General features: G+C 42.8%; 26 protein-coding genes and 1 tRNA gene. 19 read left to right on the top strand and 8 right to left on the bottom strand.

All coding sequences use genetic code 11. The features are described from left to right. The first annotated feature begins 227 nt into the window (after positions 1–227). The 6 genes from glyQ to UH38_RS27205 all read left to right on the top strand — a co-directional run bounded on the left by glyQ (position 228) and on the right by UH38_RS27205 (position 4,852). The gene (gene glyQ, locus UH38_RS10890; protein WP_045054678.1) at positions 228–1,100 is read left to right on the top strand and encodes a glycine--tRNA ligase subunit alpha; all 873 of its coding nucleotides are present in this window, start codon (positions 228–230) and stop codon (positions 1,098–1,100) included. A 26-nt stretch (positions 1,101–1,126) separates the two neighbouring features. After that, positions 1,127–1,906, top strand: coding sequence for an NYN domain-containing protein (locus UH38_RS10885; RefSeq protein WP_045054677.1), 780 nt, complete (start codon positions 1,127–1,129; stop codon positions 1,904–1,906). A gap of 13 nt (positions 1,907–1,919) precedes the next feature. Then, a complete protein-coding gene (locus UH38_RS10880; RefSeq protein WP_045054676.1) occupies positions 1,920–4,142 on the top strand; it encodes a ComEC/Rec2 family competence protein in 2,223 nt (740 codons plus the stop codon). Positions 4,143–4,198: 56 nt separating this feature from the next. After that, positions 4,199–4,285, top strand: a tRNA-Ser gene (locus tag UH38_RS10875). Positions 4,286–4,600: 315 nt separating this feature from the next. Further along, positions 4,601–4,690: a cytochrome b6-f complex subunit PetN gene (petN, locus tag UH38_RS25345; protein WP_012408302.1), complete on the top strand. Its 90-nt coding sequence runs from the start codon at positions 4,601–4,603 to the stop codon at positions 4,688–4,690. 6 nt (positions 4,691–4,696) lie between these two features. After that, entirely contained in the window at positions 4,697–4,852 is a 156-nt protein-coding gene (locus UH38_RS27205; protein WP_200892387.1) for a hypothetical protein, read from the top strand. Between the two features lie 100 nt (positions 4,853–4,952). Here the strand turns inward: UH38_RS27205 and glgB are convergent, their stop codons facing one another. The 4 genes from glgB to UH38_RS27200 all read right to left on the bottom strand — a co-directional run bounded on the left by glgB (position 4,953) and on the right by UH38_RS27200 (position 8,754). Then, on the bottom strand, positions 4,953–7,244 hold the full coding sequence (glgB, locus tag UH38_RS10870; RefSeq protein ID WP_045054697.1) for a 1,4-alpha-glucan branching enzyme: 2,292 nt from the start codon (positions 7,242–7,244) through the stop codon (positions 4,953–4,955). Positions 7,245–7,380: 136 nt separating this feature from the next. Beyond that, positions 7,381–7,698, bottom strand: a complete 318-nt coding sequence (locus tag UH38_RS10865; protein WP_045054675.1) for a hypothetical protein — start codon at positions 7,696–7,698, stop codon at positions 7,381–7,383. A gap of 12 nt (positions 7,699–7,710) precedes the next feature. Further along, a complete protein-coding gene (locus UH38_RS10860) occupies positions 7,711–8,382 on the bottom strand; it encodes a glutathione S-transferase family protein (RefSeq protein ID WP_045054674.1) in 672 nt (223 codons plus the stop codon). A 216-nt stretch (positions 8,383–8,598) separates the two neighbouring features. Beyond that, the gene (locus UH38_RS27200) at positions 8,599–8,754 is read right to left on the bottom strand and encodes a hypothetical protein (protein ID WP_200892386.1); all 156 of its coding nucleotides are present in this window, start codon (positions 8,752–8,754) and stop codon (positions 8,599–8,601) included. A gap of 470 nt (positions 8,755–9,224) precedes the next feature. Between UH38_RS27200 and UH38_RS24800 the strand changes: the two genes are divergently transcribed. The 3 genes from UH38_RS24800 to clpP all read left to right on the top strand — a co-directional run bounded on the left by UH38_RS24800 (position 9,225) and on the right by clpP (position 12,405). Next, positions 9,225–9,746 (top strand): hypothetical protein, encoded by a 522-nt coding sequence (locus tag UH38_RS24800; protein ID WP_235355188.1) that lies wholly within the window; start codon positions 9,225–9,227, stop codon positions 9,744–9,746. 114 nt (positions 9,747–9,860) lie between these two features. Then, complete coding sequence (locus UH38_RS10850; protein ID WP_045054673.1) at positions 9,861–11,705, top strand: peptidoglycan D,D-transpeptidase FtsI family protein; 1,845 nt, start codon at positions 9,861–9,863, stop codon at positions 11,703–11,705. 91 nt (positions 11,706–11,796) lie between these two features. Next, the gene (clpP, locus tag UH38_RS10845; protein ID WP_045054672.1) at positions 11,797–12,405 is read left to right on the top strand and encodes an ATP-dependent Clp endopeptidase proteolytic subunit ClpP; all 609 of its coding nucleotides are present in this window, start codon (positions 11,797–11,799) and stop codon (positions 12,403–12,405) included. A gap of 37 nt (positions 12,406–12,442) precedes the next feature. Here clpP and UH38_RS10840 read toward each other — a convergent pair whose 3' ends face one another. Continuing rightward, complete coding sequence (locus UH38_RS10840; RefSeq protein ID WP_045054671.1) at positions 12,443–13,414, bottom strand: hypothetical protein; 972 nt, start codon at positions 13,412–13,414, stop codon at positions 12,443–12,445. 293 nt (positions 13,415–13,707) lie between these two features. Between UH38_RS10840 and UH38_RS10835 the strand changes: the two genes are divergently transcribed. From UH38_RS10835 to UH38_RS10820, 4 genes are all read left to right on the top strand, one after another. Further along, positions 13,708–13,893: a hypothetical protein gene (locus tag UH38_RS10835; RefSeq protein ID WP_045054670.1), complete on the top strand. Its 186-nt coding sequence runs from the start codon at positions 13,708–13,710 to the stop codon at positions 13,891–13,893. 103 nt (positions 13,894–13,996) lie between these two features. Continuing rightward, positions 13,997–16,363, top strand: coding sequence for a ribonuclease R family protein (locus UH38_RS10830; RefSeq protein WP_045054669.1), 2,367 nt, complete (start codon positions 13,997–13,999; stop codon positions 16,361–16,363). Positions 16,364–16,371: 8 nt separating this feature from the next. Beyond that, the gene (locus tag UH38_RS10825; protein ID WP_045054668.1) at positions 16,372–16,995 is read left to right on the top strand and encodes a flavin prenyltransferase UbiX; all 624 of its coding nucleotides are present in this window, start codon (positions 16,372–16,374) and stop codon (positions 16,993–16,995) included. Between the two features lie 78 nt (positions 16,996–17,073). Next, the gene (locus UH38_RS10820; RefSeq protein ID WP_045054667.1) at positions 17,074–17,742 is read left to right on the top strand and encodes a hypothetical protein; all 669 of its coding nucleotides are present in this window, start codon (positions 17,074–17,076) and stop codon (positions 17,740–17,742) included. A 38-nt stretch (positions 17,743–17,780) separates the two neighbouring features. Here UH38_RS10820 and UH38_RS10815 read toward each other — a convergent pair whose 3' ends face one another. After that, on the bottom strand, positions 17,781–18,032 hold the full coding sequence (locus UH38_RS10815; RefSeq protein ID WP_045054666.1) for a hypothetical protein: 252 nt from the start codon (positions 18,030–18,032) through the stop codon (positions 17,781–17,783). A 297-nt stretch (positions 18,033–18,329) separates the two neighbouring features. On the opposite strand from UH38_RS10815, the gene UH38_RS10810 reads away from it, so the two are divergent. Together UH38_RS10810 and argB are read left to right on the top strand one after the other, a co-directional pair. Next, positions 18,330–18,887: a shikimate kinase gene (locus tag UH38_RS10810; protein ID WP_045054665.1), complete on the top strand. Its 558-nt coding sequence runs from the start codon at positions 18,330–18,332 to the stop codon at positions 18,885–18,887. Positions 18,888–18,976: 89 nt separating this feature from the next. Beyond that, the gene (argB, locus tag UH38_RS10805) at positions 18,977–19,870 is read left to right on the top strand and encodes an acetylglutamate kinase (protein ID WP_045054664.1); all 894 of its coding nucleotides are present in this window, start codon (positions 18,977–18,979) and stop codon (positions 19,868–19,870) included. A gap of 19 nt (positions 19,871–19,889) precedes the next feature. Here the strand turns inward: argB and UH38_RS10800 are convergent, their stop codons facing one another. Next, positions 19,890–20,450 carry a hypothetical protein gene (locus tag UH38_RS10800; protein WP_045054663.1) on the bottom strand — a complete coding sequence of 187 codons (561 nt, stop codon included), beginning with the start codon at positions 20,448–20,450 and terminating at the stop codon, positions 19,890–19,892. Positions 20,451–20,734: 284 nt separating this feature from the next. Between UH38_RS10800 and UH38_RS10795 the strand changes: the two genes are divergently transcribed. Together UH38_RS10795 and UH38_RS10790 are read left to right on the top strand one after the other, a co-directional pair. Next, positions 20,735–21,241: a tetratricopeptide repeat protein gene (locus tag UH38_RS10795; protein WP_045054662.1), complete on the top strand. Its 507-nt coding sequence runs from the start codon at positions 20,735–20,737 to the stop codon at positions 21,239–21,241. A gap of 21 nt (positions 21,242–21,262) precedes the next feature. Next, the gene (locus UH38_RS10790) at positions 21,263–22,081 is read left to right on the top strand and encodes a DUF3153 domain-containing protein (protein ID WP_045054661.1); all 819 of its coding nucleotides are present in this window, start codon (positions 21,263–21,265) and stop codon (positions 22,079–22,081) included. Between the two features lie 41 nt (positions 22,082–22,122). Here UH38_RS10790 and pdxH read toward each other — a convergent pair whose 3' ends face one another. Then, entirely contained in the window at positions 22,123–22,767 is a 645-nt protein-coding gene (pdxH, locus tag UH38_RS10785; RefSeq protein ID WP_045054660.1) for a pyridoxamine 5'-phosphate oxidase, read from the bottom strand. A gap of 47 nt (positions 22,768–22,814) precedes the next feature. Between pdxH and UH38_RS10780 the strand changes: the two genes are divergently transcribed. Then, entirely contained in the window at positions 22,815–23,888 is a 1,074-nt protein-coding gene (locus UH38_RS10780; protein WP_045054659.1) for an AI-2E family transporter, read from the top strand. Between the two features lie 40 nt (positions 23,889–23,928). Next, positions 23,929–24,777 (top strand): segregation/condensation protein A, encoded by an 849-nt coding sequence (locus UH38_RS10775; protein WP_045054658.1) that lies wholly within the window; start codon positions 23,929–23,931, stop codon positions 24,775–24,777. The last annotated feature ends 157 nt before the right edge of the window (positions 24,778–24,934 follow it).

Here is a 24,934-nt window from a genome sequence, read left to right as displayed (position 1 = left end):
TTTTTGGCTTTTCAACTATAATGTTTTCATGGTTCGGTGCGCTGCTAGTGAGTTGGGCACTCGCTTTGCTGTCTCCTTCCTCTCTGGCGCTTTACTAATGTAGCAATACTCCTTTGGCTTTGTCAACACCTTTTTTAAAAAAGATCGAGAAATTCCCCAAAGCTAGTTTTCGTAATGGTTTTAGGCAACAATGATTAGTGCATTGTTCTGATGAGGCGTTAAAACCTGTGAATTTTCAATCTGTTATTGCTGTATTAAATAAATTCTGGGGCGATCGCGGTTGCCTAATTGCCCAAGCGTATGACATGGAAAAAGGGGCAGGGACTAAAAACCCTCATACATTTTTAAGGGCGCTAGGACCTGAACCTTGGTCGGTTGCTTACGTCGAACCTTGTCGCCGTCCTACAGATGGGCGCTATGGCGAAAATCCCAATCGGTTTCAATACTATTATCAATATCAAGTTTTAATTAAACCTTCGCCTGAAAACATCCAGGGCATTTACCTTGATTCTTTAAGAGCGTTAGGTATCCATCCTGAAGACCATGACGTTCGCTTTGTAGAAGACAATTGGGAAGATGCTACTGTAGGCGCTTGGGGTACAGGATGGGAAGTTTGGCTAGATGGAATGGAAATTACGCAATTTACTTACTTCCAACAGTGTGGGGGAATTGATTGCCGTCCAGTGTCAATTGAGATTACCTATGGATTAGAGCGCTTGGCTATGTATCTTCAAGGAGTCGAAGCGATCGCCAAAATACACTGGACTGACACTATTAGTTATGGAGACGTTCATCTCCAGGGCGAAATTGAGCAGTGCACTTATAACTTTGAAGCCTCTAACCCAGAAATGCTACTGACTCTATTTGGTTTGTACGAAAAGGAAGCAGAGCAACTCACACAAAGAAGATTAGTTCTACCCAGCTTGGACTATATATTAAAGTGTTCTCATGTATTTAACTTGCTAGATGCTAGGGGAGTTATTTCAGTAACAGAGCGAACTCGCTATATTGGCAGAATTCGGAGTTTAGCGAAGCGAATTGCTCAACTATACCTGCAGCAAAGAGAACAACTAGGATTTCCTTTATTAAAAAATGCTTAGTTAGTAACTAAGTTTGCAGTATGACCATGAAAAGTGAAGCTCAATTTAAATCAGATAAACTTGCGGTTTTAATTGATGCTGACAATGCTACAGCTAGCATAATTGAAGCTTTACTCAAAGAAGTCGCTAAATATGGTACTGCTCATGTTAAAAGAGTATATGGAGATTGGACAAGCACGCATTTAAATAGTTGGAAAGACAAGTTAAATAAATTCGCTATTCAACCAATTCAGCAATTTAGTTACACATCGGGAAAAAATTCTACCGATAGCGCATTAATAATAGATGCAATGGATTTGCTATACACTAACAATTTTAATGGTTTTTGTATTGTTTCCAGCGATAGTGATTTTACTAGACTCGCCTGTAGAATCAGAGAGTCAGGACTAATTGTATATGGATTTGGCGAAAAGAAGACACCAGAACCTTTTCAGAAAGCTTGCGATAAATTTACTTATACAGAAAACATAGAAGAAACGGAGGAAAGAGAGTTAGTTGAAGCTGCAAAAGGTAAAAAAGAAACTCAAAGTAATAAGCCAAAAAGTAGCGCGGAGCTAAAAGCAAATTTAAAATTAGTGAAGCTTGTTAAAAATGCTTATGATGCGATCGCCGAAGAAGATGAATGGGTAACTTTAGGAGAATTGGGAGGACAAATCAATAAACTATCCTCATCTTTTGACTCTAGAAGCTACGGTTACAAAAAGTTAGGAGAGTTGATTAAAGCTATTGATATATTTGAAATTAAGATAACACCACATGAAAATAATCCAGCAGCTAAGGTTTTGTATATTAAGCTAAAAAATTAAATTTTTAAATTCAATGAGTCAGATGAGTGGTATAGTTTTCTGCCTTGCTTATATACTTGGCTTGCTATCCACAACTGTTGAGTGGGGAGGATACGCAATAGTAGCTGTAGGGATAACTATATCTATAGTATTAACTTACACAGCAAGCAGGAGCGATCGCTACACATTCAGACAAGTTAAGCCGACAGTAATGCTAGCAGCTAGTGCACTTGGCTTTTTAGCAACGCTATATTTTCAAGCAAGACTACCTTACCCTGCTGCTAATGATATTAGTCAAGTAAATAACAATACTCAACAGCAAGTTGTTACGGTTCAAGGCAAGATTGATAGCGTACCCCGTCTAACTCGTAGCCAAAAAGGGCAGTTTTGGTTAGAGGTAAGCGAATTTAATAGAAAGAAAGTTACAGGCAAATTGTACGTAACTGTGCCTTTGCTGCAAACTACTGGGTTGTATCCAGGACAGAGGGTAACAGTTAGCGGCGTTTTGTACAGACCGAAACCAGCTAGTAATCCAGGCAGTTTTGACTTCCAGAAGTTTTTGCAGCGGGAAAATACCTTCGCTGGGATGAGCGGTAGGCAAGTAAAGTTAATTAACAGCGAACCGCCGCCTTGGGGATTGTGGCAAATTAATAGGCAAATTGTGCGATCGCAAGTACGCTGGCTGGGGAGTCCTGAAGGTCAGCTTGTAAGCTCGATGGTTTTGGGAAGTAAAGCGGTAGATTTGCCTTATGATATCCGCGACTTATTTATTCGTGTGGGATTGGCTCATGCTTTAGCCGCATCTGGCTTTCAAACTGCTTTAATTCTGGGTTTGGTCCTAACTTTAACTAAACGTTTCGGTACTACTTGGCAATTTGGCTGCGGTGTAGGTGCTTTATTTGTGTTTATTGGCTTAACTGGCTTGCAACCTTCGGTGTTAAGAGCGGTAATTATGGGATTTGGCGCTTTGATTGCTCTAGCTACTGAGAGAAAAGTCAAACCTTTAGGTTCTCTGTTAATAGCAGCAACGCTCTTACTCTTATTTAATCCCTTATGGATTTGGGATTTGGGGTTTGAACTGAGTTTCTTAGCGACTTTAGGGTTAATAGTTACAGTTCCAGCACTGATAAATCGATTAGACTGGATGCCAAATGCGATCGCTACTTTAATTGCTGTACCGATTGCAGCAGCTTTATGGACTTTACCGTTACAACTCTATGTTTTTGGAGTAGTACCAGTCTATAGCTTAATCGCAAATATTTTCAGCATACCTTTAATCTCAATTATCAGTATTGGTGGAATTATTAGCGCGATCGCTGCCTTAGTCTCGCCTATAGTAGGAAGTGCTTTAGCTTGGTTGTTGTATTACCCTACTCGCAGTTTAATTTTGCTAGTAGAGTTGTTCTCCCGCTTACCAGGAAATTCGTACGCTGTTGGCAAAATAGCAATTTGGCAATTGCTAGCAGTGTATGGAGCGATCGCTTTAGTTTGTTTTCTTCCTTGGTGGCGCAAACGCTGGTGGTTTGCAGGTGCGATCGCAGTTGGATTAGTATTAATTCCTGTTTGGCAAATCCAGGCTACAGTATTTCGGGTAACTATCTTGGCGGCTGGTACTGAACCCGTTATGGTAATCCAAGAGGGTAGAAAGGTATTGGTATTTAGCAGCGGCGAACAAAATACTTCCCAGTTTACAACTTTACCTTTTTTACAGCAGCAAGGTATTAATCAGATTGATTGGGCGATCGCAACTAATTTGAATACTAATAACAATTGGCAAGAACTTCTACAGCGTTTTCCAGTTAAAAATTTTTATGCTGCACAAGAGAATGCAAAGCTCTGGGAAAAAGTGCGATCGCTTAAAAGTAGCAGCTTACAAATGTTGCAGGGGGGAGAGAGTGTTACAGCAGGTTCTACAACATTTAAGTTAGTTGATGCTCAAATACCGATATGGCAAATACAAATTCAGAACAAAAATTGGTTGCTAGTGGGTAGTATGAACCTCAAAGAGCAAAATTTAACTAATGCTCAGGTTTTGTGGTCTTTCGGTAAATCATTGGATCGGGATACAGTTGAGGCGATCGCTCCAGAAGTTGTAATTATTTCCTCTAGTAGCACCGATACAGACAGTTTAGCCAATTTACGCACTGATAAGGTTCAAGTGTTCTCAACAGTGCGAGATGGTGCTATTCAATGGACAGCAGCTAATAAGTTTGAACCAACTCTGGAATCACCTGAAACTAATAGCGCTTTGCTGTAGAATTTTGGCTAATTGCTCAGATAATCGGTTATAATTACACCTAAATCATGCCTTATGGAGAGGTGGCAGAGTGGTTGAATGCGACGCACTCGAAATGCGTTATGGCAGCAATGTCATCGTGGGTTCAAATCCCACCCTCTCCGTTGAAAACCAGTTATAGACAGACTTTGAGAGTAGTTGTGATTAAGTGCTTGCTTAAAACTATTTAAGCAATTATCGGATTAATTTAGATAAAACTTGTATTTTGGGTACGAATTGGGTAAAACTTGACTTAAACACACGATCGTACCTAAATTAGTAGCTTCAGTCCTGAGAGTGTTAATCAATACGGGTTTATGCCTCAGCTTAGGCTACACTGGATTAGCTTAATGTAGCTAGACAAAATCTAGAAAAATCATTTTCCACTTAGGAGTATGATAGTTTTTGAAGTTGTTTTGCGATTTTAATTTCAAATTATTATGGAAATTTTGACATTAGGATGGGTTTCGCTCTTAGTTGTCTTTACCTGGTCGATTGCGATGGTAGTTTGGGGTCGTAATGGGCTGTAAGTTAAAGTGGAAACAAATGTTTTAAATGTTTTGGCTATAGCTGCTTTTAGTCTGCTGGTGATTGTCAGCGGTGGAGTTATTTATTTAACAGCAGTAGGATGGAGCGATCGCCGCCGTCAAGATGCCGAAAAGCGGGCAAATAAACCCACAAAGCGCAAGTAGTTTGTGTAAGTGTTAAGGCGATCGCCTTGCGGGAAAAATAAATGTGTAAAGAACATTTTTAGTATCCCCTTGGCGATCGCCTTTTATCAAGTAGGCTTTCTTACTTTTGCAGGGCTGCTGCAGTTTTCGCGCGATCGAGTTTGAGAATTAAGATTCCTAAAGGTGGCAAACACAAATCCACTGAGTAAGAACGGTTGTGACAAGACCATTCATCTGCCCATTTTCCGCCCAGATTACCCATGTTACTGCCGCCGTATTCGCGGGCATCGCTATTCATCAATTCTGTATAAAATCCTAGCTCTGGTACGCCAATACGATAGTGGGCGTGAGGCTGAGGAGTAAAGTTACAGACAGCAATGAGAAATTCATCTGAGTCTTTGGCGCGGCGTATAAAAGCAACTACACTGTGGCGGTTGTCGCTGCAATCTATCCATTCAAATCCTGGTTCGGCAAAATCTTGACTGTAAAGAGCGCTTTCTTGACGGTAAATATGGTTGAGATCCGTCATAAATGTCTTTAACTGCTGATGCGGTGCATACTGTAACAGATGCCATTCTAAATCGCCCCAAACATTCCATTCACTCCATTGAGCAAACTCCATGCCCATAAATAGAGTTTTCTTACCAGGATGAGCAAACATATAACCAAATAAGCAGCGCATATTGGCAAGTTTTTGCCAGGTATCGCCAGGAATCTTACCAACTATATGGCTTTTGCCATGTACGACCTCATCGTGAGATAAAGCCAACATAAAGTTTTCGCTATGGTTGTACCACATGCTAAATGTGATGTTATTTTGATGGAACTGCCGGAACCAAGGGTCCATGCTGAAATAGTCCAGCATATCGTGCATCCATCCCATGTTCCACTTCAAGTTGAAACCAAGTCCGCCCATGTATGTAGGCCACGATACCATTGGCCATGATGTAGACTCTTCAGCAATGGAGAGAATCCCAGGAAAGTAGCTAAAAATTACGTGATTGGTCTGACGTAAGAAATCTGCTGCCTCTAAATTTTCTCTACCGCCGTACTGATTTGGCAGCCATTCGCCTTCTTTACGACAGTAGTCTAGGTAAAGCATAGAAGCAACTGCATCTACGCGGATGCCATCAATATGATACTTATCAAACCAAAATAGCGCGTTGGCTACTAAAAAATTTCTTACTTCGTGACGGTTGTAATTGAACACCAAAGTTCCCCACTCTTTATGTTCGCCTTTGCGCGGATCGGCGTGTTCGTAAAGGTGGGAACCATCGAAGAAAGCAAGTCCATGTCCGTCTTTGGGAAAGTGACCTGGAACCCAATCAACAAGTACGCCAATACCGTTTTGGTGACATTGGTCGATCAAATACATCAAATCTAAAGGGCTACCATAGCGGGAAGTCGCTGCATAATAGCCAGTGACTTGATAACCCCAAGAACCGTCGAAAGGATGCTCGGCAATTGGTAACAATTCTATATGGGTGTAGCCTAATTCCTTAATATATGGGATAAGGTGGTCTGCAAGTTCGCGGTAGGTGAGAAATCGCGCTCCTGGCTTGAGTTCGGAAACTGTGACTACTCTCTCAGGTTCGCCATTAGGTGCGATCGCAGGTCTTTCTGAAGCAGCGTGCAGCCAAGAACCTAAATGCAGCTCGTAAACTGAAATCGGTTGAGTTAAAGGGTCTGTATGACGGCGTTGCTCCATCCAATCGGCATCGTTCCACTGATAAGCGTCTAAATCGGCGACGATAGATGCAGTTTTGGGACGAACTTCTTGTTGAAAGCCATAAGGGTCTGATTTTTCGTAAATATGACCGTCAAAATTCTTTATTTCGTATTTATAACTATCCCCTACTTTCATGCCAGGAATAAATAATTCCCAAACCCCGGTTGGACCTTTACGCATTTGGTTTTTGCGTCCATCCCAATGATTAAAATCTGCCAGTAGCGAGACGTTACGGGCATTAGGAGCCCAAACAGCAAAGTAAACGCCCAAGATGCCATCTATCTCTGCACAATGCGCTCCTAGCTTTTCGTAGATGCGATGGTGGTTGCCTTCAGAGAATAAATGTAAGTCAAATTCTGTTAAGCGTGGAGAACGGAAGGCATAAGGATCGTAAATTACCCGATCGCGATCGCCTTCTCGAACGCGCAGTTGATAATTTGCTAGTTCTAAAGTATCAATCGTGCATTCAAAAAAATGGGGATGATGAACTGAATGCATTTGGTATTCGATCCTCTCTTCTGGCAGGATCACCCATGCTTCGTTGGCATTTGGCAAGTAAGCTCTTACCACCCAAACGGTTTTACCATCCTGTTCTATCGGGTGAGCGCCTAGCACTTCAAAAGGATCTTGGTGCTGATTCCAAACGATGCGCTCGACCTGATCGGGGGCTATGGTTATAGACATGGAGCTACCTAATTGCATATTAATTTGCTTCTATCGTCATATTTATACATATTGTTTACATTTATAGCCAATAACCTGTCAAAGATAGTTGTTGATTTTTGGGCAAAAGTATCACAAGTATCTAACTTGCTAGCAATTAAATTGGCAAAAATGGGGCGAAAGTACGAATCAGTTGACGCAAGCGTAAAAGAAAGACAGTTTCCCTAACTTTAGGACTTAATTTAGGCGGATTGCGCCGAGTTTGCAGTTGGACTTGTACTTCAGCATACTCCGCAGCACTTAATGGTTTGCCATCTATTGGCGATCGCGCTGCAATAATGATTTCTGTGCGCAGTATCTCTTCTGGTGTTTCTACTGTAGGTAATTGAGCAATTGTCTTTGAAGTTCTGATATTTAAAATTACAATTATGCTAGTACCTACCCCCAAAATGAATAACTGGCGTTTGCTTAACATAAATTGCCGATCCTACTGGTTGATTCCTGGTGGTAGGGGTTCTCCACAAAGCTGATGGATTTGGGCAATTCGCTCAAATAACCAAGGATACTGCTCTTGATAATAAGGTATTAATGCCAAGGGACTAAGCAAGGCTGCTGCTGCAATATCGGCAATACTAAAGCGATCGCCAACTAGATACATACTATTTTGCCAGCGCCCTGATAATTCTGCTAAACAACTAGCTATTCTGCTAGCAGCTAATTCTACACTTGCCTGATTAATTCCGTATTGCTTTTGAACTACAGCAATTACCAATTGACTAAACAATGAAGGATCGATTTGCTTGCCTGCCCCAGAGCGATAATCGTAATACACAAATCTAGTTGCCGTACCAATACTCTCATCTAACCAATCTTCGAGCATACTTGCTTCTGTTTGCTGCGGCTTCTTGGCTAGAAAAAATGTCGGTTCGGGGCAATAATTCTCTAAAAACGTCAGGATATGCGTCGAATCGGCGATCGCTTTACCTGTTGCTGAGTCTGGAATTAATACTGGTACAGTTGTTAGTCCAGTCAAAGGCTTGAGTTGAAGAGCGTGCAAGCCAGGAGTGAGGTTTTTTACTTGGTAAGGAATTTTTTTGTAACCCAGCGCTAGCCTTGCTTTGCGGCAATAATGAGAGGTACTAAATTGCAGTAGCAACATCAGCTTGGTACTTATTTAACAAATTAGTATGTGAAATTACTTCCGCCTTACTTATTATTATCTGCTATTCGGTTGAGCAAAACTTATTAATACAATAAATCTCCTACAAAGCTTTTAAAGCATAGCTAGTTGAATTTGGGCGTTTCCACTAGCTCAAGCTGCTTTTCCTTGTAGGAGATAACTTCACCAAGCTAAGAATTAACAGTGTTGAACTAACTAGGGCGAAGTTGTAGGCGATGTAGTTGGGGATGTTGCGGGAGATTCTGCTGGTGATGGACTAGCTTCGCCGCCACCGTCTGTTTGAGTGCAAGCTCCCAGAGAACCTGCTAATACGCTGAATACCAATGCAATACCGATGAATTTTGTTTTCATAACTCCTCTTTCACCAATTGCGACATAACATAATAACGAGCCGCTTGTTGATTAAGATACCTCATTTGTTGACTTTTATTAAACGAGTACATTTGTACTTGCTTAGATATTAGCTTACTCATAATTGTAAAAATATGTAGAGTGAAGCTGTTCAAACTTAATATAAGCTACAAAATCTGTAAAATTGCAGTCAACTAAGTTTGCTTGGGAGTATAACATATTTTTGCTCGGATTGACTACTTCTATAGACATAGTTTTGCGTCAAAGTCGTACGCTGACAGCAATCTAAATCAAAATGTAGCCTAACTTTCGCTCGAATGCGCTGCTGGTAAAACAGTAAAAAAGCACTCAAAGCGAAGGCAATCTATAGGCAAAGAGTAATATAAGCAACGCAGTGCTGCCAAAGATAAAGAAATTCTAATAATGTCAACATTTGGCATTGATTAAAAATCTAAAATAGCCGACAGTAAATGGCAAGAAAAATATATCAATCCTCAAGAATTATGAATCCAGCGACAAAAAAAGTTTCTCAGTCATCTCCAGCAAGAGTTCCCCCGCCAGCTAAAGCAGGTACGAACTTGCATCAGCGAGTAGTTATTAAGCCCGACGAACAACCGATGCCAATTGCATTTAAGAACCAAAAGCCTCCAGCTTGGTTTAAGCGCTTATCCAAATTACAAAAACGCTTTGGAGCAGCAACATTTTTGCTGATGGGGGGAATGTTATTAGTCTATGGCGCAACAGTTTATACTCAGCAAAAATGGAGTCAAGAATACCGCAAGCTAGAAAACTTACAGCGCTACGAGCGGCAACTAATTACTACTAACGAACTACTCAAAAATCAAATGGCAACCGAAGCTGAGACACCAGCTACGGGGCTAGTAGCACCTAATCCATCAGAAGCGATCGTGCTGCAACCAGTGAATGGAGATGCTTCTTCATCGCTGCCAGAAAAACCAGCAGAAAAAATTGAAGTTCCACCAGGTTATTAAAGCAGAACTAGCAGGATGGAGGAAAACAAAATGTATGCTTTATCCTGTATTAACACTTATGAAAATCTAGCGATCGCCTAAGCAAACTTTATCTGTCGGTGAATCCTGCACAAAATGCCTACTTCAGTTCCCCCGTCTCCCCGAACTAAACGCCAGCGCCCTTTACATAAAAACAATCCAAAGGCGCGGCAGAAAAGAAAACAGCAGCAAAATAGACAGCCCCCTAGCAACTCGCGCATACCTTATATCAGGCTGTTGCTAGTTTGGAGCGTACTGCTAAGTGCAGCGATCGCATTAGGGGTAAATTTGTACCAATTGCAAATATTAAAAGGCTCGGTACTGCTAAACAAAGCCAGAAAACAGCAAATAGTCACGCTGCGCCCTTTTATTCCTCGTCGTCCAGTAGTGGATAGCCAAAACAACGTTTTAGCAGTAGATCGCCCTATATTTACCTTATACGCCCATCCCAAACTATTTAAAAAATCAAAACAAGCGATCGCCCAGTCCTTAAGCCGAATCTTGAATCGTCCAGCAGCAGAACTTAGCCAGCAATTTGCTACTCGCAATACAGGAATTAGAGTTGCCCCAGTAGTAACAGAAGAAGCCGCCAAACAAATCGCCAAATTGCGGCTAGATGGCTTAGAGCTAATTCAACAGTATTCTCGCCTTTATCCCCAACAAAGCCTAGTGGCTGACGTTGTTGGTTACGTAAACCTCGATCGCCGAGGACAAGCAGGAGTAGAGTACAGCCAACAGAAGTGGCTAGAACGCCCGCTGGAGACAATTAAATTAAACCGTAGGGGCGATGGGGCATTGATGAGCGATCGCCTGCCTCAAGGCTTTCTGCACGTAGATGATTTGCGCCTGCAATTAACTTTAGATAGCCGCTTGCAACGAGCCTCGCGATTGCGATTGAAAGAACAATTGGCAAAATTTGGCGCAAAACGAGGCAGCGTCATTGTCATGGATGCTAGGGATGGATCGATCCTGACAATGGTTTCCTATCCCTCCTACGATCCCAATGCCTACTACAAATCCGAGCTAGGGTTATTTAAGAATTGGGCGCTATCAGACCTATACGAACCAGGCTCGACATTCAAACCGATTAATGTGGCGATCGCTTTAGAAACTGGCGTAATTAAACCAAATGATGTATTTCCCGATCCAGATACTATCAAAGTTGGCGGTTGGCCGATCAAAAATGCTGAAAAAGAGGACAATCAATCGCTCTCAGTAGCAGGAATCTTGCAGTATTCCAGTAATGTTGGCATGGTACAAATGATGCAGCGCCTCCAGCCGACCGAGTATTACAAATGGATGCAAAAATTAGGAGTAACTAAACCTGTAGGTATAGATTTACCTTTTGAAGCTGCCGGACAAATCAAAGCTCGCAAGCAGTTTGTTTCTTCTCCTATCGAACCTGCAACTACTTCATTCGGGCAAGGATTTTCACTTACGCCAATTAAGCTAGTTCAACTGCACAGCGCTTTAGCAAATGGCGGTAAATTAGTCACGCCTCATGTAGTGCGCGGGTTAGTTGATACTCAAGGACAAATGCACTGGCAACCGCAACTACCTCAGCAACGCCAAATATTCTCGCCGAAGACAACGCAAACTGTAGTGGAAATGATGGAGAAGGTAGTAAAAGATGGTACGGGCAAAGCAGCCGAAATCCCTGGCTATCGCATCGCTGGTAAGACTGGTACTGCCCAAAAAGCTAGTGCAACAGGTGGCTATGATAGCAGCGCGAAAATTACTAGCTTTGTGAGTATATTTCCTGTTGAGTCACCGCGCTACGTTGTATTAGCAGTAGTAGATGAACCTAAAGGTATTGCCTTCGGTTCTACTACCGCCGCTCCCGTCGTCAAATCGGTCATAGAATCTTTAGTGGCAATTGAAAAGTTGCCCCCTAGCCAACCCGTCACGGTTAAAGCTAGTCCGAAGCCAGAAACAAATTGATGTCGCTAGCGAACAGAAGGCGATCGCGACATTAGAACGGCGCTCATCGCTAGAATTAAGAAAGAATATGAAGAATTAAGAAGGTCATCGCATGATTCCTATCGTTATCGAGCAATCTGGTCGCGGCGAACGCGCTTTTGATATTTATTCTCGGCTGCTGCGGGAAAGAATTATATTTTTGGGGCAACAAATCGATGCTAATTTAGCTAACCTTATAGTTGCTCAAATGCTGTTTCTAGATGCCGAAGACGCAGAAAAAGATATTTACATATATATCAATTCCCCTGGTGGTTCGGTAACTGCTGGTATGGGCATTTTTGACACGATGAAGCATATCCGCCCCGATGTTTGTACGATTTGTACGGGACTAGCGGCTAGTATGGGCGCTTTTCTCCTCAGTGCGGGAACTAAAGGCAAGCGCATGAGTTTGCCCAACTCTCGGATTATGATTCACCAACCATTAGGAGGAGCGCAAGGGCAAGCTACAGATATCGAAATTCAAGCAAGAGAAATTCTTTATCACAAAAGAAAGCTCAACGAGCATTTAGCTAACCATACAGGTCAACCTTTAGAGCGAATCGAGCAAGACACAGAGCGAGACTTTTTTATGTCTCCTAACGAAGCTAAAGACTACGGTTTAATCGATCAAGTGATTAATCGTCATGCCGCAGGTAGCCGACCGATGGCAGTTGTAGGTTAAAAACTATACAAGGGCAATATACTTATTGCCCTTGCAGCTAACGAGGAGTTGGCTGGGCTTGTAGATGTTGCAAAAATTCTGCTAATTCTTGATAGGTCAAATATTGGCGCGATGCCTTGCTGTATGTTTGCATGAGGTATTCTTTGCCTTGGTTATTGTCCCACCCTAAACGCTCAAGTTCTTTACTGGTTTGAGCAAACAATTCCAAGTAACCCAAAAATTCAAATAATTGTTCGGGAGTTAGAGTATCGCGCGATTCCTGGCTGTAATTTCGCTTTAAATACTTACGTTGTTGTTCGGCAGTCCACCGCAAGGTTTTCAGCGTGGTTTCGATCGCCGCCATAGTATCTGATAAGTCTATCGGTTCGCTAATTACAGGTTTAGTCTTAACTTCTGCAAAGTCTATCGGTTCGCTAATTACAGGTTTAGTCTTAACTTCTGTAAAGTCTATCGGTTCGGGAATTTCTTCTCTAGCAGAACGCGGTACAAAAGGCTTGACGTTGCTAAATGAAGTAACAGAATTACTTGTAAAATCTGGTTCAGGTGAGGTTAAGGACAAAAGATCGCCTGTATTAGTTGGCGCAAATTCTGGGTAGTCTGTAAAAGTAGATGCAGGTGGCTCAATTTCTAGCTCAGGTGTAGTTGGAGTCAAAAAATCTGGTTCAATAGCAGTGCGATTGCTAAAACTGCTTTCTTCTGTTACATTTTCAACACGGCGATCGCTAAAAGTGCTTACTTCTTCTACATCCGCTATATGTACTACAGGCGGCGTTGGCGGTACTTCTGACGCTTCTTGTGCAGGAGTTGGCGCACTTAAAAGCACTGTTAGCGCCCTTTCTCTAGCTCGATCTTCTGCTAGTTCCAGAGTTTCAGAAGTCGCCATACCTGTAGCGCGGACCACTCCTTCAATTTGAATTGATGCCCGCACAATAAATTTACCTTGATAAATAGTCAATAACTCAGCTAAGAGACAGCCTGTAGGGTAACTTGCTTGAAATTGAGCCAACATAACGAAAAACAGCAAAGGACAATAAAAATTAGCAAAATATGAAGTGCAAATTTAGGATTCGCGCCTTAAATTAGTAACTTCATCTCGATCTTAGTTGGCGATCGCCCTTAGCACCAGTTTCCTAGAAGTCCGCTCGGACTTAAAATATGAAAATGATAGTTCACCCTCAAAAGCTATCTAGCTTAAATAAATAGTGGAGAGAGCGCCCAAAGAGCAGCAATTTCTAAAACAAGCAAATACACGACAAGAGAGTAAAACTTGCTGTAACTTAGAATGTATCTGCAATCTAATTCATGTATTGCACTGATAGTTCGCACGTCGCTCCTAATGAAGTGCATAATTATTGGTTGCAAGCGATCGCCAAAAATCTGATTGCAGAACAAAGCAAGCTGCAAAGATGGAGATCGCTATTATTCAATGCTAGATGGTTCTCAAGTATTGCTAGTCATACTCAGGTTATCGCGCAGCGCCCAAGCTGAAATAAACTACACTAGCAATCGCTCAAGAATCGGCATCACGAGGAAAGAACTAGATAAAGAAATCACAAAAAATAGGTTTTTTGACTAAAGGGCGGTTCGCTACATGGAATTTTCAATCGCTACACTACTAGCAAATTTTACAGAGGACAAATTAGTTGCAGCCAAGGTTTTAGAAAAAAAGCTCGATTGTCAAGACGAGCAAAGTATTAATAAACTGCACATAGTTTTAGATGTACTGGAAAAAGTTGGGATCTTATCCAAACATCTCGGCAAATATCGGCGATTGTACGAAGAAGATTTAATTGAGGCAAAACTGCGTTGTTCGAGCAAAGGTTTTTGTTTTGCCATTCAAGAAGAAGAAGGCTCAGAAGATATATACATCAAGGAAAGCCATCTCAGTACGGGATGGAATGGCGATCGCGTATTAGTCAAAATGACCAGAGAAGGCAGCCGCAGGCGTAGCCCAGAAGGAGAAGTAAAGCTAATCGTCGAGCGCTCCAACCACAGTTTGCTAGCGCGGATCAAACAGACAAATAATGGCGGACTTAGGGCAGTACCTTTAGACGATCGCCTGTTATTTGAAATAGAATTGCAGCCTAGCGAACAAGACTTAGCAGCAGCAATCGATCACCTCGTTCATGTAGAAATTCAGCGCTATCCCTTGGCACAATTTCCCCCTATTGGCAAAGTCGTGCAAATCCTCGGTAGCGATGCGGAAACTGCCGCTGATATCGACTTAGTATGCTGCAAGCACGATTTAGCAAAACTATTTTCCCCAAACGTTCAGCAAGCAGGAGAAACAATATCTGGGGAGATTAGTAAAAATGAACTAAAACAGCGCCTCGATTTGCGATCGCTACTAACACTGACAATTACAGGCGATGGACAGCAAGGCGAAGGAGCAGCAAATTTAATTGAGAATGCTTTTACAATCGAAAAAACTGATAGCGACAACTGGCAGTTAGGCATTCATATCGCCGATGTTGCCCATCACGTTACACCAGAACTTGTAGCATTAGATCGAGAATGCTTAAAACGCGGTAGTGCAGTTTATTTAGGCAAAACAGTTTTGCCTATGCTACCAGAAGGAGTCATAGAGCGCTGCGCCTTGCTGCCGCAAAGCGATCGCCGTTGTATATCAGTAATGCTTACTATTGATGCCAATACTGGCAGCTTAGTAGAGTATGAAATTCAACCTAGCGTCATTCAAGTAGATCGCCAACTCACAGAGCAACAAGCAGAGGAAATTCTTGATGGCGATCTAGAATCAACCCCAGAATCGGACAAATTAGAACAAATTCTCGCCCTAAGTAGAGCAATTAGACAACAACGCCTAACTAGGGGTAGCTTTGAACTTAAATTGCCACCTCGTCCTTATTTTTATCAAGATGAAGGAGTGCTAGGAGCAGTAGTAGTTACATCCGACCAAGAAAACGAGCAAAAGTCCCCTGTTATCCCTTTGATGCTAACAGAGCTAATTTTGCTAGCAAATCAAGTAGTTGCCAATCACTTACAAATTTTAGGCGTTCCAGCAATTTATCGCGGACAATCTGCTCCTGAAGCTGAAGATGTCGAAGAAACAATCAAGCTAGCAGGTAACTTAGGAGTAGAACTAACACTAAATCAAAAAGATCGAGTTCTTCCTAGCGACTTTCAAAGCTTTACTACCCAGTTTGCCGAGTCGCCATCAGAGCAAGTATTAACTTATTTACTGCAAGCGACTCTAAAAAATGCTACCTACAGCACTACTGCCCAACCGCACTTTGGACTAGCTCTAGAGCAGGGTTATACTCGCTGTACGTTTCCTTTACGGCGCTATGCCGATCTGCTGATTCAACGAGTATTACACGCAGTATTTAGCCAAGGACGCGATCGCCGCAACACTCGCGCCAAAGAAAGCGTCAACCTCCGCCATAGTTCTGCTGTTGGCAATATTACTTGGAACGTACTACCGACTGAACTGCAGCAAGAACTAGAAGCCGACTTAGCGCGGGTAATCTTACCCTTGAACGATCGCGAAAAAGAAGTCCAAGATGCTGAAGATGATTTAATGGGGCTGCAAAAAGCACAATTAATGAAACAGCGTACGGGCGACGTGTTTCAAGGACTAATTACTGGCGTACAGTCTTACGGCTTTTTTGTCGAAATTGCCGTTCAAGCCGAAGATGGCAGACAATTACAAGTAGAGGGACTCGTTCACGTCAGTTCGCTCAAAGATGATTGGTACGAGTATCGAGCCAGATTGCAAGCGCTGTTCGGACGCAAAAATCGCGCTTCTTATCGACTCGGCGATCGCGTTGAAGTCCAAGTAAAAAGCGTTGACTACTATCGCCAGCAAATCGATTTAGTTACAGTATCGAGCGAAAAGCAAACTAGCGATCGCGACGCGGATCTCAATGTTTCTCTTGACAACGGTGACGAATTGGACCTTGAAGACGATCTAGATCCATATACCGATGATGAGGAATAAAGCGCCGCGTGTCTAACCAGTCAACATCAATACCATTAATTCTCGGCGTTTCTGGCGCGTCCGGTTTGATATACGCCGTACGCGCACTCAAATTTTTGCTCGAAGCAGATTACAGTATTGAACTTGTAGCCTCCAAATCTACCTACATGGTTTGGCAGTCAGAACAAAATATCAGAATGCCTGTAGAACCGCTGGCTCAAGAGCAATTTTGGCGACAGCAAGCAGGTGTAGAGCGATCGGGCAAACTCTACTGCCATTCTTGGGGAGATGTAGGCGCGAATATTGCTTCTGGTTCTTTTCGCACTTTGGGCATGATTGTCATGCCGTGTAGCATGAGTACAGTAGCTAAAATAGCTGCGGGCTTAAGTTCCGATCTCCTAGAACGCGCCGCTGATGTACAACTAAAAGAAGGACGTAAATTAATTGTCGTGCCTCGCGAAACTCCTTTTAGCTTGATTCATCTACGCAATTTGACGACGCTAGCAGAAGCAGGAGCTAAAATAGTCCCTGCTATTCCGGCTTGGTATCATCATCCGCAAACGATTAACGATTTGGTAGATTTCGTAGTGGCTCGGACTCTAGATCAGTTAGATATTGACTGCATTCCCATTGAGCGGTGGCAAGGAAGTTAAAGATAGTTTTGAATTTTGAGTTTTGAGTTTTGAGTTTTGGGTTGGTTTTTATTTGTTGCCTAAATTGTTGAAACTTTTATGCGTATCATTCTGTTATTGGTAATACTAGGAGGACTAACGCTGTTGTTAGTGCAAAACTGGTCGCCAGTCCTACCTTTAGTATTTTTAGGCGTGACAACTCCAGCGCTACCATTAGCAGTTTGGATTTTATTTAGTTTAGCCGCAGGTGCTAGTACATCTTTGGCGATCGCTAGCTTGTTGCAACTAACCAATTTCTTTAGTCAACCCAAATCTAGCAGCCAGCGCCAAGTCCAACCACCGCCTCGTACTCAATCCCCGCCCAAACAAGCGTCTTACACTGCAACAAGCACTGTACCACCCAAAACCTCCCCTCCGCCTTCAGATCCCGCGATCGATGATTGGCAGGAAAGCAGTAATGAGGACTGGGATTTTGAGGAAGACGATAAACAATCTCCTCCTCAAGATCGCGTTCAAGACTCAAGAAACTATGAAAAAAGCAGCGAACCCAAAAGCGGCTATCAAACAGGCTCAGTTTATTCCTATAACTACCGAGAACCCAGCGATTCTGGAGTTGGTAGGACTGAATCGGTATATGATGCTGACTATCGAGTTTTGACCCCACCATATCGAGAGCCAGAAAAAGTTCAAGAACAAGAAGAGGAAGATTGGGGCTTTGACGATGATGAGTTTGAAGATGAAGATGATGCACCAACGAAAGGCAGATAACTATTTCCTATCGATAATCTTCCTCAACCTTGCCTAACTCAACACTGCTCGACACTCACGTAGCACCAAGCAGAATTGGATGGAAAAAGATTTTCCCGCACGCTTTGCCACTGCTCGCGGGATTCTTGCTTAACTTGACCAGTCATTGCTGCTTCTTGTAGAGTCACAAAAGCATTTAAGTCTTCCAAATCGCATCTAGTCGCGAGCAACTGGCGTAGTTGTTCCTCCGCCTCGATAGTCAAGTAACCAGTTTTTAAAGTTTTTTGTACCAAATCGCTAATTAAAGCCATCCTTTCAACCTTAGATTCATAAGCCAGATAGTGCAATACCAACAGTCAACTCCGGCAGATGCTTGCTCGGATACCTTTAACCCTGTAAGGCTGATGTCATCACAGAATCAATCTGTAAAACTTTAGCTAGTTTGAGTAACCGAATTTGGGTTGAACTCATCTTGGCTTGACGTTGCAGGTGTTAATAAAGTTTCAGTAAATTCTATATAAAAATTGGATTAAGGAAAAGATATTTATTTAACAGAGCAAAAGCGATCGCACTTCATACCACCTCTAAAACACAGTCAGGAAAAACCAATGAGCAGCTTACTAAAAGGAGTAAACTTATACTTGATCGGCATGATGGGTGCGGGCAAAACCACCGTAGGGCAAGAAATTGCGCGGAAATTAGGCTATAGATTTGTAGACACGGACGCAGTAATTGCCCAATTTACGCAAAAATCAATCAATCAACTATTTGCCGAAGTTGGTGAAGGAGAATTTCGTCAAATAGAAAGCAAAATCCTTGCCGAGGTTTGTGCCTACACAAATTTAGCGATCGCTACAGGTGGAGGAATTGTTACTCAACAAAAGAACTGGAGTTACCTGCGTCACGGCTTAATTGTTTGGCTAGACGTACCAACAGACGTGTTATACCAACGCTTGGCAGAAGACAATACCAGACCTTTGCTCCAAAATGCCGATCTATTAACCAAACTGCAACTAATCTTACAAGAGCGGCGATCGCTCTACAAACAAGCAGATCTCCATATCAGCGTCAGCGCCAATGAAACAGCTTCTCAAATAGCCGCACGGATTATTAGCGAAATTCCTACCGTCTTAAAGCCCGATCCCCCATCATCGTCCAACACTTAGCAGCAAATGCAGTTGAAAAATGTTCTTAACGACATTGTTTAGCAAGTGCAAACTAAACTAAACTGCATTGAAGACCTTGCAGCCAAACTATGATCGAAGATCGCGAATACATCAAAGAAATCGAAGCTACTCGCGTACGAGTATTAAGCGAAGCCTTACCCTACATTCAACAGTTTTCTGGTCGAATTGTCGTTGTCAAGTACGGCGGCGCAGCTATGAAAGATAGCACCTTAAAAGATAAAGTCATCCGCGATGTAGTCTTTTTATCCTGCGTGGGATTGCGCCCTGTAATCGTTCACGGTGGCGGTCCTGAAATCAATAGCTGGTTAGATAAGCTAGGAATTGAACCGCAATTTAAAAATGGACTGCGAGTTACTGACGCGCCTACAATGGACGTAGTAGAAATGGTATTAGTGGGGCGGGTCAATAAAGAACTTGTCTCGCTAATCAACAAAGCTGGAGGCTCTGGGGTAGGTTTGTGCGGCAAGGATGGCAATTTGATCAAAGCTCGTCCTGAAGGTCGCCAAGGCATCGGTTTTGTGGGCGAAGTCAATACAATGGATGTGCGTCTTTTGGAATCCCTGCTCAAAGATGGGCATATTCCTGTCGTTTCTAGCGTCGCTGCTGATGAATCAGGGCAAGCTTACAACATTAATGCCGATACTGTAGCTGGAGAAATCGCTGCCGCTTTGGGAGCAGAGAAATTAATTTTACTTACAGATACAGCAGGGATTTTGCAAGATTATCAAGACCCGTCAACCTTGCTTTACAAATTAGACATTCAACAAGCAAGGGACTTAATAGCTTCTGGTGCAGTTGGTGGCGGGATGATTCCGAAAGTAAATTGTTGCGTGCGATCGCTAGCTCAAGGCGTAAAAGCCGCCCACATTATCGACGGACGCATCCCTCACGCCTTACTCTTAGAAATTTTTACTGACAGCGGCATTGGTTCGATGATCGTTGCTTCGGAGTTTCAAGCATAAAGCGATCGCCAAAAATTCCCTAATAACGCGCGGGTTGTCTAAATCTATCTTCCCGCTGCCACCTTCCTCTAGGAGTAATAATTACAGGATTAATTAACGTTGAGTCGCGAATTGTCGGATTAACTAGAACGGGATTAGAAAGCGGCTGATTTCTTCTATTTAAAGGGGTAGGATACGGGTAATAATTAGGATTGGCATAATATCCAGGATTAACAGAACCAAACGGAGAACCTGGAAATGGGTCTTTGTAAATAACTGTATTGCCACCAGGAACTCGATAAATACCGTTTGGTGGTGCAACTATAACTGGCTGTTGGAGTGGGAAATTTCTCCTAATTACTGGACTTGGATAATATCCAGGATTGACATAACCAGAGCGAAAACCCGAAACTTGGTCGCTGTATATAATTTGGCTGTTATCAGGAACTTGCTCAACTGTGCCAAATACTGTCCGTTCGGTTCTAATTACTTGAGCGGTAGCAGGCAAACTTGTTGCAGCAATTAAAACTACACTTACAGGAAATAGCGTCCTCATACCAATCCATTTATTTTGGTTAAACTGCCAGCGCTGAGTATGCATATATTTGTGCCGTTGGGTGAAAAGCCTGACTAAATAATTCGTAATTCGTAATTCGTAATTCGTAATTCAAGAGGTGCAAGCCCCTGACTTTAGTTCAAGGCGCGAATGAGCGAATTGTCGCGTAGCGACTTGACGATCGCGAAATCTGCAAAGCACCCATAAAAAAGTCGTAATTAAATTCTAATAGTTCCACGATTTTACTGCTTCTCGTCTGGGGAATATTTCCTAACTGGCGGTGAAAATGGCAACATCAAGGAAAGATGAGTTCTAAATTTTAGGGAAAAGTGACAGAAAGTTTAGAAATTGCGACCAAAGAGTATCAAGCTGGAATTGCTGCTTTTGAACGCGGACAGTACCGCGAATCTGTCGATCGCTTACAAAAAGCTAGCGCTTTGACTACTGGCAACTCCCGCTTGGGCGGAAAAATCCAAATCTGGCTAGTTACAGCTTATGAAGCCGCCGGACAAAGAACAGAAGCGATCGCCCTATGCGAGCAACTCAAACAACACCCTGACTCGGAAACTAGCAAGCAAGGTAAAAGGCTGCTGTATATTATGCAAGCACCGCAGCTAAAAAGACCCACAGAATGGATGACCCAAATTCCAGACCTTGCCGCAATAGCCGATAATGAAAGCCAAGTCCGTATAGGTAGCGGCAATAATAAACCCAAACAACCTCCACAGCCAGAATTTGTAGATTTAAGCCAAGTAAATACTCAAGACAATCGCTTTATTTGGGTATCTTTAATTGCGATCGGTTTAACGCTAATTGGATTGTTGTGGATAGCCTGAAATTATTTGGAGGTGTTAGCTGTGTACAGAAAATTTAAGCGGGGAGTAGGAGATTTTTGGCAGCGATCGCGTTTTGCCTGGATAATGCTGCTAGCATCGTTGCTGTTATCTGGTTGCGTGCAGTACGACGTAGGCGTAAATTTTGCTAGTCCCCATCGCGGCGAAATTGTCCAGCATATTAAGCTAGGAGAGCGCCTGACAAGTTTTAGCGGCGAATCAGCTACGCAATGGTTAAGTAGTATCGAACGACGCGCTAGGGAACTGCAAGGCAAAGTCAAGCGAATTTCAGCAGAAGAAATTACAGTCAAGATTCCCTTCAACAATGGGGCTGAACTAGAACAAAAGTTCAATCAATTTTTCAACCCCGTTAGCCAGCAAAATGCTACAGTAGCCGCTGCTGAAGAATTGCCGAAAATTGACTCTAAACTCGATTTACAGCAAAATAACCTCTTACTACTGTTACGCAACCGCTTGAGTTATGACTTAGATTTGCGATCGCTGTCTCTAATTGCCAATAACAACAACGTTCTAGTTAGCCCAGGTTCGCTGTTCGATTTAGAATTTCGGCTCAATACTCCCTGGGGTAGTCGCAGCGTAGAAAAAGCTGAAAACTCTATTGCCCCAGAAAATCCTCAAAATCGTCGCCAAATGGTATGGAAGCTGCAACCAGGTCAAATCAATCATCTAGAAGCAGTATTTTGGCTACCTAATCCGCTAGGTATTGGTGCTGTTGTTATAGGTTTAATCGTTGCTAGCGGCATTTTCCTGAGATACAATTTCATGCCCGATCCGCGCACGATATCAAAGCCGTCAGTTGTGCCACAAAACCAAGCAAGCTAATACTTTCAATGCGGTCAAATTTATATTGACCGCATTTTTGCTTACGGAGATAAGCGCTTAACTAACCAACTGCGATTGCTTTGCTGCAAATAGAGCAAGCGATCGTGCAGCCTACTAGGTCTTCCTTGCCAAAACTCAATTTCTCTAGGAATAACTCGATAACCGCCCCAGTGAGCAGGACGCGGAATAACTTGTTCTGCATATTTAGCTTGTAATTGAGCTAGACGTTGCTCCAAAACTTCGTAACTTGCAATTTCTTGACTTTGGTTAGATACCCAAGCACCTAACTGGCTGTTGAACGGACGACTGTGAAAATACTCATCAGATTCTTGAGCAGAAACTTGAGTTACTTGTCCTTCAATCCGTACCTGGCGCTCTAGTTCCGCCCACCAAAAAACCAAAGCCGCTTGCGGATTTTCGGTTAATTGTTGCCCTTTATGGCTTTCATAGTTGGTATAAAACACAAAACCGCGATCGTCAAAGTCTTTAAGCAACACCATTCGGGCAGTAGGTTTGCCATCTTTAGTTGCTGTGGCGATCGTCATCGCATTCGGTTCGGGCAGTTGCGCTGCTAATGCTTGCTCGAACCACTTTTTAAATTGTTGCACCGGATCGGGGTATAAATCTGTTTCCCTCAATCCTTGTTTCGTGTAATCTTTGCGAAGAGCCGCTACACTAATGTCCATCTTATGCAGAAAAATTCCTTGGGAGCTACTTATACAGGTTACTTAAGATGCGCCGTTCAGCCTCATTTCAACGTTTAATTGTCATTGGTCTGAGCGGTCCCATAGTTGCTTTAAACGTTTGGGTTTTGTCTCAGGCTTTCAGCTATTTTGACCATCTATTTACAGTATTAACTGTGTCGGCAATTCTGTCTTTTTTATTAAACTACCCAGTTAAGTTTTTTGAAAGAGTTGGCATTAGCCGCGCTCAAGCAGTGATTATTGTTTTGCTGATTGGCATAACATTATTGGTCTTGCTCGGACTAACTTTAGTGCCGTTAATTTTTGACCAACTAAGGGGGCTGCTGTTGGGGATTCCAGCTTGGTTAGAGATGAGCCAAGATAACCTAGCATGGTTGGACAAATGGGCAAGGGCGAGGCGCTTGCCTCTGGATCTAACTGGCTTTAGCAATCGGATTACTGTCCGCGTAGAAAACCAAGTGCAAACCTTTGCGGGTGAAGCATTTGGCTTTGCATTGGGTACGCTTTCAGGCTTAGTTGATACTGTCCTAGTAGTTGTATTGGCTTTTTATATGTTGCTGTACGGCGATCGCCTATGGCGCGGGTTAATCGACCTCTTGCCATCTTGGTTGGGACCTGCTCTTAGTACATCTTTACGGCTAAATTTTCACAATTTCTTTATCACTCAACTCATGCTAGGGCTATTTATGTTTGTCACCTTGACTCCTATATTCTTAGTCCTCAAGCTACCTTTTGCCCTACTATTTGGGCTGCTGATTGGCGTTGCCGAACTAATCCCCTTTATTGGCGCAACTTTAGGTATAGGTACAGTTACAATTTTAGTTTTATTCCAAAACTGGTGGTTGGCGATTCAAGTGGCAATTTTGGCTGTGGTTGTGCAACAGTTCAAAGATAATATTTTAGCTCCTAGATTAATGGGTAATTTTACTGGACTTAATCCCATCTGGATTTTTATTGCTTTATTAATGGGAGCAGAAATTGCTGGTCTTTTAGGCGCTCTTGTAGCAGTGCCGATTGCAGGCACGATTAAAGGCACAATTGATGCCGTTCGCGCTCAAAAAGTCGATCGAGTTATGCCAATGGCGGTCGACGAATCACCCTAGAAAACGAAGTCGATAATCGAGCGTTCAATGGAGAAAGAAAATGGATGCTGCCAAACTGTTTGAGAGTATTGCATTATTAATTGACCTTGCCCAAAAAGGAGAAATCGATCCCTGGGACGTACAAGTAATTGAAGTGTTCGATCGCTATCTAGTCAAGCTATTTGCCGATCGCCAAACCACAGCCTCAGCTTACGAAGCTGATTTATCCCAATCAGGGCAAGCTTTTTTATTAGCTTCTATGCTGGTTTTATTCAAAGCTAATACTTTAAGCAATTTAGAATTAAACCCCCAAGAACCAGTTGAAGACGAATTAGCCCTATTAGAGCAGGGCAGCATAGGCATGAAACCTAGATTGCATCTAGAACAACAACTGCGCCGTCGCCCTGCAGCTTTGCCACCTCAAAAACGGGCAGTAACCTTGCAAGAACTTATTGACCAGTTGCGCTTGATGGCAACTCAAATTCAAGCTAGCGAGCATGGCGATCGCCCAACTGCCAAGCGATCGCTGCGTCCAGTTTCTCGCGCTCAAATTACCCGCACTACCTTAGAGCTTGCCCACCAAGAAAATTTAACCGAAGTTGCTGGAAAATTAGCTCAATTTCTCAGCAGTTATGCTCAAGGGCGGCGAGAACAACAACAAACATGGCTCAACCTCGAACAATTAGTAGAATTATGGTCGCACGCTATGCCTAGCCATACTATCCACAAGCAACCAGCAGACTTAGCAACCCCGCACCCAATACAAGGCGATCGTGTTGGCGTATTTTGGGCTTTGCTGTTACTATCGGCTCAGTCTAAAGTGGAGTTGTCCCAAGAAGAATTTTACCAAGAACTCAAAATTCGTACTTTGGAGGAGTCGGCGATTGGCGAACTTCAAGATGCCAGCTAAATTGTCAATATTTAATAAAGGCACGAAATCCGAGTAAATTAATAAACAGGTAAATAACTTCCTAAACAATGCCATCTCGATTAGGACTGGCAACTTATTCTAGCTATGAATCTTTGCTCGTGAAGCTTCCAAGCTGGAACCAAAGGATGATGGCAAT

The sequence above is a fragment of the Aliterella atlantica CENA595 genome, assembly GCF_000952155.1.
Classification (GTDB): domain Bacteria; phylum Cyanobacteriota; class Cyanobacteriia; order Cyanobacteriales; family Chroococcidiopsidaceae; genus Aliterella; species Aliterella atlantica.
Note: the sequence above shows the minus strand (reverse complement) of the source record. Positions and strands in the feature narration are given on the sequence as shown.

Coding starts and splice junctions, on each gene's coding strand:
- UH38_RS10810 (WP_045054665.1), top strand. CDS start 18,330: ATGAGCAGCTTACTAAAAGGAGTAAACTTATACTTGATCGGCATGATG.
- UH38_RS10835 (WP_045054670.1), top strand. CDS start 13,708: ATGTATTGCACTGATAGTTCGCACGTCGCTCCTAATGAAGTGCATAAT.
- UH38_RS10860 (WP_045054674.1), bottom strand. CDS start 8,382: ATGTTGCTACTGCAATTTAGTACCTCTCATTATTGCCGCAAAGCAAGG.
- UH38_RS10850 (WP_045054673.1), top strand. CDS start 9,861: ATGCCTACTTCAGTTCCCCCGTCTCCCCGAACTAAACGCCAGCGCCCT.
- glgB (WP_045054697.1), bottom strand. CDS start 7,244: ATGTCTATAACCATAGCCCCCGATCAGGTCGAGCGCATCGTTTGGAAT.
- argB (WP_045054664.1), top strand. CDS start 18,977: ATGATCGAAGATCGCGAATACATCAAAGAAATCGAAGCTACTCGCGTA.
- UH38_RS10840 (WP_045054671.1), bottom strand. CDS start 13,414: ATGTTGGCTCAATTTCAAGCAAGTTACCCTACAGGCTGTCTCTTAGCT.
- UH38_RS10775 (WP_045054658.1), top strand. CDS start 23,929: ATGGATGCTGCCAAACTGTTTGAGAGTATTGCATTATTAATTGACCTT.
- petN (WP_012408302.1), top strand. CDS start 4,601: ATGGAAATTTTGACATTAGGATGGGTTTCGCTCTTAGTTGTCTTTACC.
- clpP (WP_045054672.1), top strand. CDS start 11,797: ATGATTCCTATCGTTATCGAGCAATCTGGTCGCGGCGAACGCGCTTTT.
- UH38_RS10885 (WP_045054677.1), top strand. CDS start 1,127: ATGAAAAGTGAAGCTCAATTTAAATCAGATAAACTTGCGGTTTTAATT.
- UH38_RS24800 (WP_235355188.1), top strand. CDS start 9,225: ATGGCAAGAAAAATATATCAATCCTCAAGAATTATGAATCCAGCGACA.
- UH38_RS10780 (WP_045054659.1), top strand. CDS start 22,815: ATGCGCCGTTCAGCCTCATTTCAACGTTTAATTGTCATTGGTCTGAGC.
- pdxH (WP_045054660.1), bottom strand. CDS start 22,767: ATGGACATTAGTGTAGCGGCTCTTCGCAAAGATTACACGAAACAAGGA.
- UH38_RS10815 (WP_045054666.1), bottom strand. CDS start 18,032: ATGGCTTTAATTAGCGATTTGGTACAAAAAACTTTAAAAACTGGTTAC.
- UH38_RS10820 (WP_045054667.1), top strand. CDS start 17,074: ATGCGTATCATTCTGTTATTGGTAATACTAGGAGGACTAACGCTGTTG.
- UH38_RS10800 (WP_045054663.1), bottom strand. CDS start 20,450: ATGCATACTCAGCGCTGGCAGTTTAACCAAAATAAATGGATTGGTATG.
- UH38_RS10880 (WP_045054676.1), top strand. CDS start 1,920: ATGAGTCAGATGAGTGGTATAGTTTTCTGCCTTGCTTATATACTTGGC.
- UH38_RS10865 (WP_045054675.1), bottom strand. CDS start 7,698: ATGTTAAGCAAACGCCAGTTATTCATTTTGGGGGTAGGTACTAGCATA.
- UH38_RS27200 (WP_200892386.1), bottom strand. CDS start 8,754: ATGAAAACAAAATTCATCGGTATTGCATTGGTATTCAGCGTATTAGCA.
- UH38_RS10830 (WP_045054669.1), top strand. CDS start 13,997: ATGGAATTTTCAATCGCTACACTACTAGCAAATTTTACAGAGGACAAA.